This is a genomic window from Methylocystis sp. Uni0008 (assembly GCF_056838045.1).
The window spans coordinates 3179758-3193100 of the sequence record NZ_CM166370.1; the positions used below are offsets into that span (position 1 = coordinate 3179758).

General features: G+C 61.4%; 13 protein-coding genes and 2 pseudogenes. 6 read left to right on the forward strand and 9 right to left on the reverse strand.

Translation table 11 applies throughout. The features are described from left to right. Window positions 1-201: 201 nt before the first annotated feature. The gene (locus AC0X69_RS15915; RefSeq protein WP_482608728.1) at window positions 202-528 is read right to left on the reverse strand and encodes a hypothetical protein; all 327 of its coding nucleotides are present in this window, start codon (window positions 526-528) and stop codon (window positions 202-204) included. 501 nt (window positions 529-1029) lie between these two features. Here AC0X69_RS15915 and AC0X69_RS15920 point away from each other — a divergent pair. Then, window positions 1030-1416 carry an HU family DNA-binding protein gene (locus tag AC0X69_RS15920; protein WP_482608729.1) on the forward strand — a complete coding sequence of 129 codons (387 nt, stop codon included), beginning with the start codon at window positions 1030-1032 and terminating at the stop codon, window positions 1414-1416. Window positions 1417-1593: 177 nt separating this feature from the next. On the opposite strand, the gene AC0X69_RS15925 is transcribed toward AC0X69_RS15920, so the two are convergent. Both AC0X69_RS15925 and AC0X69_RS15930 read right to left on the reverse strand, forming a co-directional pair. Next, the gene (locus tag AC0X69_RS15925) at window positions 1594-2175 is read right to left on the reverse strand and encodes a diguanylate cyclase (protein ID WP_482608730.1); all 582 of its coding nucleotides are present in this window, start codon (window positions 2173-2175) and stop codon (window positions 1594-1596) included. Between the two features lie 36 nt (window positions 2176-2211). Next, window positions 2212-3705, reverse strand: a pseudogene (locus tag AC0X69_RS15930) (FAD-dependent oxidoreductase). Window positions 3706-3975: 270 nt separating this feature from the next. Here AC0X69_RS15930 and AC0X69_RS15935 point away from each other — a divergent pair. Then, a pseudogene (locus AC0X69_RS15935) lies at window positions 3976-5094 on the forward strand (DNA topoisomerase IB). Window positions 5095-5116: 22 nt separating this feature from the next. Here AC0X69_RS15935 and AC0X69_RS15940 read toward each other — a convergent pair. From AC0X69_RS15940 to coxB, 6 genes are read right to left on the reverse strand one after another with little or no spacing between them, the layout of a single operon-like run. Then, window positions 5117-5974, reverse strand: coding sequence for a cytochrome c oxidase assembly protein (locus tag AC0X69_RS15940; protein WP_482608731.1), 858 nt, complete (start codon window positions 5972-5974; stop codon window positions 5117-5119). After that, window positions 5971-6300 carry a hypothetical protein gene (locus tag AC0X69_RS15945; RefSeq protein ID WP_482608732.1) on the reverse strand — a complete coding sequence of 110 codons (330 nt, stop codon included), beginning with the start codon at window positions 6298-6300 and terminating at the stop codon, window positions 5971-5973. Before AC0X69_RS15945 ends, AC0X69_RS15940 begins: the two co-directional genes overlap by 4 nt. A 4-nt stretch (window positions 6301-6304) precedes the next feature. Further along, entirely contained in the window at window positions 6305-6697 is a 393-nt protein-coding gene (locus AC0X69_RS15950; RefSeq protein WP_482608733.1) for a cytochrome c oxidase subunit 3, read from the reverse strand. Window positions 6698-6736: 39 nt separating this feature from the next. Further along, the gene (locus tag AC0X69_RS15955; protein ID WP_482608734.1) at window positions 6737-6901 is read right to left on the reverse strand and encodes a hypothetical protein; all 165 of its coding nucleotides are present in this window, start codon (window positions 6899-6901) and stop codon (window positions 6737-6739) included. Continuing rightward, on the reverse strand, window positions 6901-8811 hold the full coding sequence (ctaD, locus tag AC0X69_RS15960) for a cytochrome c oxidase subunit I (protein WP_482608735.1): 1911 nt from the start codon (window positions 8809-8811) through the stop codon (window positions 6901-6903). Before ctaD ends, AC0X69_RS15955 begins: the two co-directional genes overlap by 1 nt. Then, window positions 8808-9791, reverse strand: a complete 984-nt coding sequence (gene coxB, locus AC0X69_RS15965; RefSeq protein WP_482608736.1) for a cytochrome c oxidase subunit II — start codon at window positions 9789-9791, stop codon at window positions 8808-8810. Before coxB ends, ctaD begins: the two co-directional genes overlap by 4 nt. Before the next feature lie 395 nt (window positions 9792-10186). Here coxB and AC0X69_RS15970 point away from each other — a divergent pair, with 395 nt between their 5' ends. The 4 genes from AC0X69_RS15970 (at window position 10187) to AC0X69_RS15985 (ending at window position 13338) form a co-directional block, all read left to right on the forward strand. After that, window positions 10187-11008 (forward strand): manganese catalase family protein, encoded by an 822-nt coding sequence (locus tag AC0X69_RS15970; RefSeq protein WP_482608737.1) that lies wholly within the window; start codon window positions 10187-10189, stop codon window positions 11006-11008. A gap of 72 nt (window positions 11009-11080) precedes the next feature. Then, the gene (locus AC0X69_RS15975) at window positions 11081-11458 is read left to right on the forward strand and encodes a hypothetical protein (protein WP_482608738.1); all 378 of its coding nucleotides are present in this window, start codon (window positions 11081-11083) and stop codon (window positions 11456-11458) included. A 350-nt stretch (window positions 11459-11808) separates the two neighbouring features. Continuing rightward, window positions 11809-12894: a transposase gene (locus tag AC0X69_RS15980; RefSeq protein ID WP_482608161.1), complete on the forward strand. Its 1086-nt coding sequence runs from the start codon at window positions 11809-11811 to the stop codon at window positions 12892-12894. A gap of 177 nt (window positions 12895-13071) precedes the next feature. Beyond that, complete coding sequence (locus AC0X69_RS15985) at window positions 13072-13338, forward strand: hypothetical protein (protein WP_482608739.1); 267 nt, start codon at window positions 13072-13074, stop codon at window positions 13336-13338. The last annotated feature ends 5 nt before the right edge of the window (window positions 13339-13343 follow it).

A 13343-nucleotide genomic window follows, 5' to 3' on the forward strand; every position in this document is an offset into this window, starting at 1 on the left:
AGTGTGCCGGTCGTCGCTCCTGATCCTGCTGCAGAATCAGTCCCTGCGCGAGGATTTGAAAAGGGGTGACGCTCTCGGCTCTGACGGAGAGCCCCAACGCGTCCGCAGGTTTTCCGATCACGGGTCGCCGCGGAATTGAATTGCGTCGTGGCGGCGGTCCTTTAGCAGACCGCCGCCGCAAAAACGAAGCCTGCCCTTAGCTTACCAGCCGTAGCCGTAGGGATAGCCGTAATAGCCATAGGCTGGATAACCATAATACGGCTGCGCATAGGCGCCGGCTGCGGCGGCGGCTCCCAGCACGCCGACGGCTGCCGCCGCCGCGGCGGCGGCGCCTGGATCATAGCCGCGACGATAATAGCCGCCGCGATAGTAACGGCGGTAATAGACCTGATAGGCTAGCGATGGCGCTTCGATTCCCTTGGAATGCGTCGCGTTCATCGGCCCCGCCCAAGCGGAGCCCGCCAAAGCCGTCACGGCCAAACCGCTGCACAGGGCTCCCGTGAGCATCGATTTCAATGTGTTACGCATATCTGCCTCCACTCGCCTTTGAACGTTGGTTTTTTGCGACGCCCCCTCAGAAGCTGGATCGTCGCTTTATATTTGGTGCTGCCGTCGTCGATTGTCGAGGCCAAGGCAGGGCTTTCAAGTGAGGAAGGCGATCGCGTGGATGGAATTCCAAAGCTCGCCGTCGGGCGCGGCGGCGAATCGAAGCGAAGCGAAGCTGGCGAGGCGAGAACCTCATCGCAGCTTATGCGGGCTTCCTCGGCCCATCATACGAGGGCAGATGGACGAACGGAGAGTCGCGCTCGATCGTCCTCCCGCCGCGTAGGGCGTAGGACGTCTTTCTGATTACTTGAATTTGATCTTCGCAGATCAGGAGAGCCGGAGAGACCGGGTGGGCGGCATAGCGGCGCCTCATCTTCGCGTGGGAAATGCTGCGTAGCAGTTTGCGAATCACCAACGAAGCGGTTAGCAATCATGTTTGCACGGGTAAGTTACAATGAGGCCTTATCCAGTAAAGGACATCTTATGGCTAGAGGGAAAACTGTGAAGGCCGCGGGCCGGAAGGTTAGCAAGGCTGAACCTGCCGCCATTCGGCCAGTCAAAGAAACATATACGAAATCGGCGCTCATCAATCTGATTGCCGAAGAGAATGAACTTCCTCGCAAGACCGCCGTGGGCGTCTACGCCACGCTGGAGAATGTATTTCTCGGTTCAGTTCATCCGCGGGGCGTTGGCGAGTTCACCCTGCCGGGGCTTTTGAAAGTGTCGCTTCGTAAGGTGCCGGCGCGCAAGGCGGGGACTTTGGTTCGCAATCCCGCGACGGGCGAGATGGTCAAAGCCGCGGCGAAGCCTGCAAGCGTTCGCGTCAAAATCCGGCCGCTCGCAAAACTGAAATCGGCGGCGACGAAGTAAAGCGTCTCAGTCTGGCCTCAAGCCTTTTGTTTCGTTGTCAGCAAACCCCCGCGTCCCAGTGTGGCGCGGGGGTTTCGTTTTGCGACCCTTGTCGAAAAAACTTCGGTCTCGTGCGCGATCTCAAAATTTGCGTGCGCTTCTCTCGACCAAGAGCTTTCTGCCGCTTCGACAGCTGAGCTACCGTGATGCTGTTTTAGGGACGCGCGGAATCAATCGACCACGATTTGCCCGCAAGCCGCGCCAAAGCTCTTCGGTAAAGGGCAGCACGGCGAACAGCAGCGCAGCGGTTATTGCGCTTACAATGTAGGACAACGGCAGCGGGTTCGCTTTGAGCGCGATATCAAACCGCGCCGCTTCATCGCCGAAGCCGAAGAGCGCCAGGAATTGCGGCCAATGCCGCGCGGTCACCAGCACCAAAGCCATCGGCATCATCGAGAGATAGCTGTGGACGTGCTGTTCGAATGGCGACACGTTGCGCAAGCCGTCAGCATAGCTGATGTCCCAGAGCGTCGTCGCCTCGTGAATGAAGAACATCACGATCATAAAGGCCAGCACAAGCGCGTTGACCTCCAGCAGGAGAACAGCGAGGAAGGGGGCTCCGACTTCGGCAAACAGCAGCAGATGAATGATCGATTCCTTCGGTCCCGCGGTTGTTTCAATGTTTGTCGCGCGATGACACAGCCAATCCGCGAAACCCGCCGCCAGCCAGAGCGGCACGACAAAATACATCAGCACCAATAATGTTGGATCCTGATCCATCCGCATCTGCTCTCAGGGTTCGTATTCTTGCAGCGGCTAGAAGGCGGGCGCATTAAGCGCCTCGCCGTCGGGCGCGAATTGCGATCCGTGACAGGGACAGTCCCAGCAGCGTTCGAAGGCGTTCCACTTCACCTGACACCCGAGATGCGTGCAGACGGCGGAGCGCAGATGAAGCTTCCCGTCGTCGTCACGAAAGGCGGCGACCTTCCGAGCCCGCTGCGGACAATCGCGCCCTCGCCGGGCTTCAGCTGATCCCATGAGTCGATCTCGCCAGGCGCGATATATTCGGCCAGGTTTTTTGGGGCGGCGAGATTCTCGCTCAGATATTCGCCGATGGCCGCCAACGGCTTTCGCGCCGGGTCGTAGGCTTCGGTCCAGCGATTGGCGCCGGTCACGATCAGATCCCTGATCATCAGCCCGGCGAGCGCGCCATGCGTGATCCCTTGCCCTGAATCGCCAGTCGCGACGAAAATGCGTTCGCTTCCCGGGTCTCGACCGATGAAGGCCATGCCGTCGATAGGTTCGAGAACCTGGCCGGACCAGCGCTGAATCTCCTTGCCCAGAGAAGGCAACGCCCCGCGCATCCAGTCCGTTAGCGCCGCGAAGCGATCATCCGCGTCATTCTCTTCGCCGGAGCGATGGTCTTCGCCGCCGACGATCAATATGTCGAGGCCGTTTCCAGGCTGCAGGCGCACATAGTGGTAGGGATCCAGCGTGTCCCAATAGAGCGCGTCGGGGAGCGCTCCAGAGGGCAGTTCGAACGCCATGGCGTAGGTGCGGTAAGGCGCTTGCTTCGTATGGATGGAGAAACGGTCGCTGATCGGCGCGTTGGTCGCGACGACGACAAAATCTGCATGGATGGTGTGACCGTCGGAGTTCAAGACGCGGGCGCCGTTGTCGTCTTCCGTCACCTCGACGACGGTGGCGTTCTCGTAGAAACGGCCCCCGGCTTCACCAATGGCGCGAGCCAAGCCGTGCAGATATTTCAGCGGATGGACGCGCGCTTGATCGGGGAAGCGAAGCGTCGGCGTCGCGTCACGGCCAGATAACGGAACGCCCTCCTGCTTGAACACGGGCAGTCCCGCTTTTCGAGCCGCGTCATATTCACGCTCGAGCCACTCCACGTCGTCTGGCTTAGCCGCGAAGAGATAGCCGTCGAGCCGCCGGAAATCACACTCGACGCCGAGACTTTTCTGCACGGCCTCAATGCGGTCGATCGCGGCTTGCTGGCTTTCGCGCCAGGCGGTCGCCATGTCTTCGCCCCTTACGCGCGAGCTCTTGAAAGCCATCATCGCTGGCTGATGAAAGATGCGCGGTGGTGCGCGCGGTCATTCCCTTGCCGATCGGTCCTCGATCGAGGACGACAACCTTCTTGCCGGCGCTCGCGAGCTCATAAGCCGCTGAAAGCCCCCCGATGCCTGCGCCGACGATCACGACATCGGCGCGCTGATCGTTCACAAGGGCGCCGGCGCCGTCGAGAACCGGCTGATCCACCCAATAGGAGCGACTCTTTTCGAAGGAGACATTCATCGCGGATCCAAGCTGTAACAATGGCGGCCCATAGCAGAACGAACCCGCAGCCTCCATGTTCCACGCAGCGCTTTCAGCAGCGGCGCCGTAGCCAGTTGGGCCACTTACGCTTGCGCGCCTATCCAGCTCTCCACTTGAGATCGCCGCGCACGCGCAGGTCGAGCTCCGCTCGCTCTGCTGCAGTTTGCTTTGCGGGAACTGACGTCCGACTGGTTTGTTGAGCTTTAAAAAGGCGCCTGAACGGAAGGAGCGCCTGAAAGGAATGCGCCCGTGTCGCTCGAAGCGCCGAAGTTTCGTCAGGCCATCGTTGACCCAAAGAACGCTGCCGAGTCCGTGGGTCTCAGATATGTCTCCGACTCGCGCGCAGGCATTCGACGAAGAAGGTCTGGAAGCGGTTTCGTCTATTTGCGCCCGGATGGTTCGAAGCTGTCGGATCCTGTCACGTCAAGCGGATCAGGGCGCTCGCAATCCCGCCGGCATGGACAGACGTCTGGATCTGTCCTTTCGCCGACGGCCATGTTCAGGCGACGGGCCGCGACGCCAAGGGGCGCAAGCAATATCGCTATCACTCCGGCTTTCGCGAGCTGCGCGAGACCGCCAAATACGAGCACGTCGTCGCATTCGCCGAGGCGCTGCCCAGCATACGGGCAAGGGTGCGGGAGCATATGGGCATGCGCGGATTACGAAAAGGTGCTGGCGACCGTCGTCCATCTCCTGGAGACGACCCTGATTCGCGTCGGCAATGACGATTATGCAAAGCAGAACGACAGCTACGGCCTGACGACGCTGAAGAACCACCATGTCGCCGTCGACGGCAACGAGGTCCGCTTTCGGTTTACGGGAAAGAGCGGCAAGCAATGGTCGCTTCGAGTCAATGACCGGCGAGTCGCGAAGATCGTAAAGGCGTGTCAGGAGCTGCCCGGACAGGAGCTGCTCGAATATTTTAACGAGGCCGGGATCCGTCGAGACGTCACATCGACTGACGTGAATGCGTATCTCACGGAAATCACCGGGAGGAACATCACCGCCAAGGATTTCCGCACCTGGGCAGGAACTGTCCTCGCCGCGATGGCGCTTAGCAGGCTCACAAGCTACGATAGCGCCGCGCAGGCGAAGCGCAATCTTCGCGCAGCGATCGAGAATGTGGCCGCTCGACTAGGCAATACGCCTACCATATGCCGAAAATGCTACGTACACCCCGAAGTGCTGAACGCGTATCTCGACGGCAGCTTCATGCTTGGGTTCAGATTGGGGACCGACCCCGATGCGCTAGGCGCCGCAGCAGACCTCAAATCCGAAGAGGCCGCTGTCCTTGCGTTTCTGCGCAGCCGCCTCGCTAAAGAAGCCGCACGATCCGTATCGCCCAGCAAGCCAGCGAAAGCTGCGTAAGCCGCAGGCGGTCCACGTCGCGTCAGCTGGCGTGCAGAGATCGATGCTGCGCGTGCTTGATCCAGCCGCCCGCGACCCATAGAGCCGCTGCTGTGTAGAGAAGTCCGGTGGGAACCCACATGATCAGACCGGCGAGTTGCTGGTCTTCAATCGGCGTCAGCCCCCATGCGCCCGCGTTCGCGCTTTGACTCTCGGTCCAGAGCCGTTCCGAGACCGTCAACAGAACGCCTAGGAAGCCGCTCTGCACGACGGTGAAGAACAGGCAGAACAGGACCAGCCCCTTCTGCGGCGATAGAAGCATCGCGCGCCAGAAAATCAGCCCGGACCCCACAAGACAAGCATGTTGAACGAAGTGCGCCGTCGGATCCTCAAGCGCGAGGCCATAAAGGCTCGACGCATGCCAGACCCAGATCGCCGAGGCGTGCTGAGTCGTTGCGAAGAGCGGCTGCGTCGCCAAGGTCCAAGCCGTTTGGAGCCGCTTTCGCAGCGCCGTGAAGTTCGACAGGAGAGGCCGAGGCGCAGCCCATGCGAAGGCGACGAAGGGCCGCGACAGGATGAGCAGCGGCGCGGCGATCAGCATCGCCCACTCATGCTCGATCATGTGAGCCGCGAACAGGCCCGCTGAAAGCTCGCGCACCGGGGGCAGCGAAAGCAGCGCGAGCGCCGCCCAACCCGCCGCGAACATCGCCGCCTGACCTCCGGTGACGCCGCGAACGCCCGCGCGGCGCCATAGCCTTGTTGCGCCGAAAGCATAGAGCATGGCGATGACCAGCAGGGAAATGACGCTCGCGGTCTCCGCCCGCTCGTAACCGGCATTGCCATGCGCCTCGGCGGGCGCGCAAAACGCCAGCAGGAGGACGATAGGACCGCAACGCCTCACTGCTCGCATCCAAGCAGCAGGACCGCCGAGCCTTGGAGTATGACGACCGCCGCCAGGAGAGCGGCAAGACCCGCCCCCACGCCTGCCAACAGGGCGTGCGGCGCGCCGTCGCGATCAGCGGCGCCGGCTCTGTAGGAGAGCGCGGAGACGCTTGCGCCGCAGATCGCCACGCCGGCAAGGGCGACCGCAAGCAACAGCAGCGCGAGGGAATGGCGTGGGCAGACGGCGGTTACGAGAGCATAACCGGCTAAGGTGTTGACTGCCCAGGCGCCGGGGCCCAGCGCGAGTCCCGCCCAGCTGAACTGTTCCGCAGAGCGCTCGCCCATCCGCTCATCCCTTCTCGAACCAATAGATGGCGAGATAGAGCGGGACCCAGGCGCCGACGACGAAATACCAATAAAAGGCATTGTCGCTCACGTCGCTGAAGCGTTTGCCGCGAGCATGTTTGGTGAACATCAGCACAGTAAGCACGAGCGTATCGCCGACGTCGGTGATGATGTGCGCCGCATGCAGGCCGAGCAGGAACCACAGCATCGAGCCATAGGCGTTGACGTACCATTTCACCGGCAGATTGTAGAACTCGTAAAAGCGGACCGCGATGGCGACGAGTCCAATTGCTGACATCAGCAGCAGTTTGCCCTGGGCCCCCTTGAGGTTCTCAGCTCTTGCGTCGTGATCGATGCGCAGATTAGGCCACAGGCTGACGAGCAGAAGCGCCAACATGATTGAACCCGGCCAGTGGTTGGGCATCGGGCCAGGAGGCTAATGTTCAGCGAGCGCCGACAAATAGAAATAGCCGCCGACAGCCATGGCGAACACTGTGCCTTCGATGGCGACGAAGGCGAGCGTGCCCCACCATGTCGTGCTCCTTGCGCCGAAGCCATAGGTCCGGAGCTCACGCAGATTTCGAGCGACGCGCTGCTCCATCACTCGTCCTCCGCCATGCTCTTCGGCCAGAACCAGCCGACCAGGGCGGCGGCGACCAGCGCGCCGCCCCAGACCACCGCCCAGGGCGTGAAGATCGACCCGACAAATGCAATCGTGACCGCGACGGCGGCGATCAGCGGCCAAAGGGAAGGGTCGGGCGATTGCTCGCGCAGTTGCGGCGTCGCCTCAGTCAGCGACGTGATCGCCAACTCGCGTTCCGCTACAGAGAGTCCTGCCGTGACCGGCAAGGGATCCTCGCGCCACAACGGCGTGCGGCTATCGACAAACGGGATTCGGTCGAAATTCTGCGGCGGCGGCGGCGAAGGCGGCGCCCATTCCAGGGTCGATGCGTTCCAGGGATTCGCAGGCGCGGGCGCGCCGTTACGCCAGCTCGTCGCGACGTTCCATAGAAAGATCAGAAAGCTTGCAAAGAACAGCAGCGCGCCGAGCGTTGAGAGCTGATTCAAGCCGTCCCATCCGAACTCGGGCTGATAGGTGTAGACCCGTCTCGGCATCCCCATCAGCCCCAGGATGTGCATGGGGAAAAAAGCGATGTTGAAGCCGATGAAGGCAGTCCAGAAATGCCAGTGCGCCAGGCGCGCGCCAAGCATCCTTCCAACGACTTTTGGCGCCCAGTAATAGACGGCCCCGAGCAGCGGAAAGACCGCCCCGCCGATGAGCACATAGTGAAAATGCGCCACGACGAAGTAGGTGTCATGCACTTGCGCGTCGATCGGCACTGAAGCGACCATGACGCCGGTCATGCCGCCAATGATGAAAATGAAGAAGAAGCCGAGCACGAACAAGAGCGGCGGAGAAAGGCGCGGCCGCCCCAGCCAGAGCGTGGCGATCCAGCAGAAAATCTGCACGCCGTTCGGAATTGCGATCAACATGCTCGAAGCAGTGAAGAAACTTGCGCCGAGCTGCGGCAGGTCCGTCGTGAACATGTGGTGGACCCAGAGTCCGAACGCCAGAAAGCCGACGGCGATCAGCGACAGCACCAGGGCGAGATAGCCGACCATCCGCCGACCCGAGAACGTCTCGACGATAGCGGACACCATGCCGGTCGCCGGCAGAAAGATGATGTAGACTTCAGGATGGCCGAAGATCCAAAAGAGATGCTGCCATAGCAAGACGTCGCCGCCGCGCGACGGGTCGAAAAAATGCGTTGCGACAAGACGGTCCATGATCAGCATCGTCGAGGCGGTCACCACGGCCGGCATCGAAAACAGCACGAGAAACGACGTGACAAGCATCGCCCAGACGAACAACGGGATGCGGTCGAGCGTCATGCCGGGGGCGCGTTGCTTGAACACGGTGACGATGATCTCGACGGCGACCGCCAGCGCCGCGACTTCCGTGAAGGTGATCATCTGGGCCCAGACGTCGCTGCGCTTGCCTGGCGTGAATTGCGGGCCTGACAGCGGAACATAGGCGAACCAGCCGACGTCGGGTCCGACATTCAGAATGAAAGCAATCCAAAGAAAGGCGCCGCCGGCGACATAGACCCAATAGCTGAAGGCGTTCAGGCGCGGGAAGGCGATGTTGCGCGTTCCGACCATCAACGGCACGAGATAGACCGCGAAAGCCTCCATCACCGGCACGGCGAACAGAAACATCATCGTTGAACCATGCATGGTGAAGATCTGGTTGTAGACCTCCGGCCCAACGAAGCGCGCCTCCGCGCTCGAAAGCTGCAAGCGGATCATGACGGCGAGGATGCCGCCAAGAAACAGAAAGACGAAGGCCGTGAGGATGTAGCGTCTCCCAACGACCTTGTGATCGACGCTCGACAAGGCTCCCCAGAATCCCCGAGGCGTCGACCACACTTGCGCAAGACGCGCCGTCAGCGCCTCTCCGTCGAGATCTTCGTCGCGCTGATCGCGGTCTTCTGGTTGGGCGAGACTCACTCCAAGCTCTCCAAATAGGACACCAAGGCGTTGAGCTCGGCCGGCGACAGGGGAAGGCGCGGCATTTTCGCGCCAGGTTTCAGACGCTGCGGATCGGCGATCCAGCCTGCGGTCGCGCCGCGCGTGCGCGGCAAAACAGCGGCTGCGAGCGACCGTCGGCTCGCGAAATGAGTGAGATCAGGCCCGGCGAAACCTTTTGCGCTTGTCCCGCGGACGGCGTGGCACATGAAGCATGCGCGGGTGAGAAATACTTGCTGACCAAACTTCTGCGCTTCAGTTTCGGGGGCTCGTCCCGACGCAGCCTGGCGTTTGCGCCAGTATGCGAATCGCTCGGCGTTTTCGACGATGACGTCGATTCCCATATGGGCGTGCTGCTGTCCGCAGAACTCGGCGCATTGCGCGCGGTAGACGCCCGTTTCAGGCGCGCGAATCGTCAGTTCGTTCACTCGGCCGGGAATCAGGTCTTTCTTGCCGGCAAGACTGGGCGCCCAGAAGCTGTGGATGACGTCGGCGGATTCTAGCTTCAACACGACATCGCGGCCGGCAGGAATATGAAGCTCGTTCGCCGTCACGAAGGAAGGACGGCCATTGTCATCGGAATAGTGCAGCTCCCACCACCATTGGTGTCCGATGATGCGCAAGATGAGCGGGGGATGGCGGCCATGTGTTGCACGCTGGTTGGCGAAGCTCACCACAGTCAGGCCGATGACGATGACGCCAGTCAGTCCGGCGCAGAATGAAATCGCCGCGTCTGCGGCGTGCTCATTGCTCCGGTGGTCGATTGGCCGGCGAAGCACGGCGAAGCCGAGCGCGATCATGACGACAAGCCAGATAACGCCAAGAAGCGCGGCAAACCCCAGGATAAGCCAGAACAGATGCTGCGCCTCGGCGGCGTGAGGAGAAAGCGCCGACTGCCGGTCGTTGCAGCCTGACAGAGCGGTTGTGAGGGCAAAACAAATTGTGACGCGCGGCGCTCTCATGGCGTTCGACCCAGCGTCACGTCGCCGGCATGGGTAAACATCCGATCACAACTTTGTCGCTTACGTCGATGGAGCGACGATCCGATAGCGAAGTTTGCGTGCACGGCACGTTCCATCACGATTACCTAACGCCGCTGCAATGCCCCTGTTCCCGCCTGCTGGCGTCGCGCCGATTTCGGCTGAGGCTTGGCGCCGCCGTCGCTTGAGGCCTTGCAGCCTTTGTGCGGAACGAAGTTCATTCGCGCACGTTCATTGATATCCGTCGAGGCCGATGCGTTCACTCAAGTTTTCCGTGACGCACGACCCTCGAACCAAGGAGAGGTCATGTTCACGCACAACAAGAAACTGCAATACAGGTTCGGGTCTCCGAACCGAACCCGGTCCTGGCGAGCCTGATGCTCGAACAGTTCGGCGGACCGCAGGGCGAACTCGCGGCGGCGATGCGCTATTTCACGCAGGCGATCGCCGAAGACGATCCCGGCCGTCGCGACATGCTGTTCGACATCGCCACCGAAGAGCTGAGCCATCTCGAGATCATCGGCAGCATCGTCGCCATGCTGAACAAGGGCGCTAAGGGCCAGTTGGCGGAAGCGACGCAATCGGAGGCCGAACTCTATCGTTCAGTCACGCAGGGCGGCGACAGCCACACGCAAGCAATTCTGTATGGCGGCGGCGCGGGCCTGACCAATTCGTCCGGCGTTCCCTGGACGGCGGCGTATATCGACACGATCGGCGAGCCGACGGCGGACCTGCGCTCCAATATCGCTGCCGAGGCTCGGGCGAAGATTGTCTACGAGCGGCTCATCAACGTCACCGACGACGCCGGCGTCAAAGAGGCGCTCGGCTTTCTGATGACGCGCGAAATCGCTCATCAGATCTCCTTCGAGAAGGCGCTCTACGCGATCGAAGCAAACTTCCCGCCCGGCAAGATGCAAGGCATGCCGCAATTTTCGCATCTATACGTCAACACATCGCAGGGTCCCAGCGATCACGAAGGTCCCTGGAATTCCGGCGATGGCTGGCGGCGCATGGATGACGTGATCGGAGGCATTCCGCTCGACGGCGGAGACGGCGCTGCAAGCGTGCATCTCGCTTCGTCGCAGAGCGACGATCTTGCCAACTTCGCCGCCCGGACGAAATCCGATCCGGCTTCGGATCCGATGACCGGCGCCGAACTTGGCAGCGGCGCCGCCGAAACGCGCCGTCCCCTAGCGTAGCCGTTACGTGCAGACGCCGGTCGCAGAAGGCGGCCGGCGTTCTTGCTAGCGGATGTAGCGGAGGTGACTGAGATGGCGACGACTCTGATGAGGAAAGATGCGCCTTCAAAGCTCGCCAACTTTCTCGGATGGTTTTCCATTGCGCTAGGACTGGCGGAAATCTTCGCGCCACGCCGCGTCGGCCGCATGGTCGGCGCGGAAGGCAAGAAGGATTTGCTGCAAGCCTATGGGCTTCGCGAGTTCCTGTCGGGTCTCGGAATTCTCGTCTCGCGGCGGAAAGCGCCTTGGCTTTGGGCGCGTGTCGCGGGCGATGCGATCGACGTGGCGACTCTCGCGCCGGGCCTCTACAGCCTTCGCAAAAGTCAGCAGCTGACAAGCGGTATGGCGCTCGCGGCGGTCGCCGCCATCGGCCTGCTGGACATCTACGCCGCGGCGCAGGCGCGTCGGTGAGACCTCAAGAGATGTAGCTGCAGCTCCGGTCCAACGCTACCGGGCGGGCCGGAGGGAATTTCGTGGCGCTTCGGGCTCCGAGCGCTTCCGCCGCGCAAGCTGAACACTCAAGTTCATGAAATTACTGATAAGGCCAAGAACTCACCTGCCATAGCTGATGGTTATACCTGTTCTATGGCTTGGCGACCAAGCATAAGGTCAAGATGTACTGTCGTTTTCCCGACGTGTTTGCTGGAACCTTCTCTGTAGCCGCTGGTTCAGCAGGAATAGTAGCTGGACGCCTCCAAAAACCTCTGGCCAAATCGGCGTTGAGTTGATTCACTTGGTCATGTCGCAAGGGGATCGCGGCCATGGCGAAGGGAACGCCCGGATTTTTTGATGTCGACGAACGGCTGGCTGAGCTGTCGGCGAAGGGCGACGATCTGGAGCGCGTGAAGGCGCTTGTCGATTTCGAGATGTTCCGGGCGGCGCTGGAGGCGGCAGTCCCGCGGGCCGACCGCTCCAAGGGCGGGCGTCCGCCATTTGATCATGTATTCATGTTCAAGGTGCTGATCCTGCAAGCAATGCATTCTCTGTCGGACGAGCGCTGCGAATATCTGATCAAGGACCGCCTGTCGTTCATGCGCTTTCTCGGATTGGGTTTGGCCGACGCGGTTCCCGACGCCAATACGATCTGGACGTTCCGCGAGGCGCTGAAGAAGGCAAATGCGGCCGACCGCTTGTTCGAGCAGTTCGACGCAGCGCTGCGCGAGGCCGGCTTTCTCGCGATGTCGGGCCAGATCGTCGACGCCACGATTGTCGCCGCGCCCAAGCAGCGCAATACGAACGGCGAGAAGCAGGCGATCAAGGACGGCCGCATTCCAGAGGGCTGGAAGGACAAGCCGGCGAAGCTCGCACAGAAAGATCGCGATGCGCGTTGGACGGTCAAATATACGAAAGCCAAAGTGCGGGAGGAGGACGGCTCTGTTCCGCCGGTCGATCTCGCCATCCCCGCATTCGGATACAAGAACCATGTGTCGATCGACCGGGCGCATGGGCTGATCCGCAAATGGACGGCGACGCACGCTGCCGCGCATGACGGCGCGCGGCTGGAGGATGTGCTCGACAAAACCAACACGGCGAGCGAGGTCTATGCGGACACGGCGTATCGCTCGGCGAAGAATGAAGCGATGCTGTCGCGGCGCGGCTTCGTCTCGCGCATTCATCGCAAGAAGCCCAAGGGCAAGCCGATGCCGGAGCGAACGCGCATCGCCAATGCGCAGAAGTCGAAAGTGCGCAGCGCCGTCGAACATGTGTTCGCGCATCAGAAAGGGCTGATGGGCCTGTTCGTGCGAACAATCGGCCTGGCGCGGGCGCGGCTCAAGATCGGGCTCGCCAATCTCGCCTACAACATGCGCCGCTTCGTCTGGCTGCGCGAGAGAGGGGCGCCTGCGTAGCAAAATTAGCGGCAAAGACGGCGCCGCTCACCGGGCGACGCCGCTTTCGAAGCCCATGAACCGATTCTCCCCGGAAGGATGGCCTCGAGCCGCCTCACGCCCAACACCCAGTCACGAAAAGCCAGGTTATTGGAGGTGCCCAGCTGCTCGTTCAGGCGAAATTTGAGGAGACGGTTCATGGCAGAGGGAAAAACCACCGTCGACCACGAAACAATCCGGAAATGGGTCGAAGCGCGCGGAGGCGCGCCCGCGCGCGTAAGGGGCACCGGAGGAAAATCCGACGCTGGCCTGCTTCGCGTCGACTTCGGTCCCGAAGAGGAGCGGTTGGAAAAAATTTCCTGGGACGATTTCTTCGAGACGTTTGAGCGGAACAAACTCGCTTTTCTCTACCAGGACGAAGGCCAAAGCCGGTTCAACAAGCTCATTCGACGTAGCGCGCACTGAAGGGG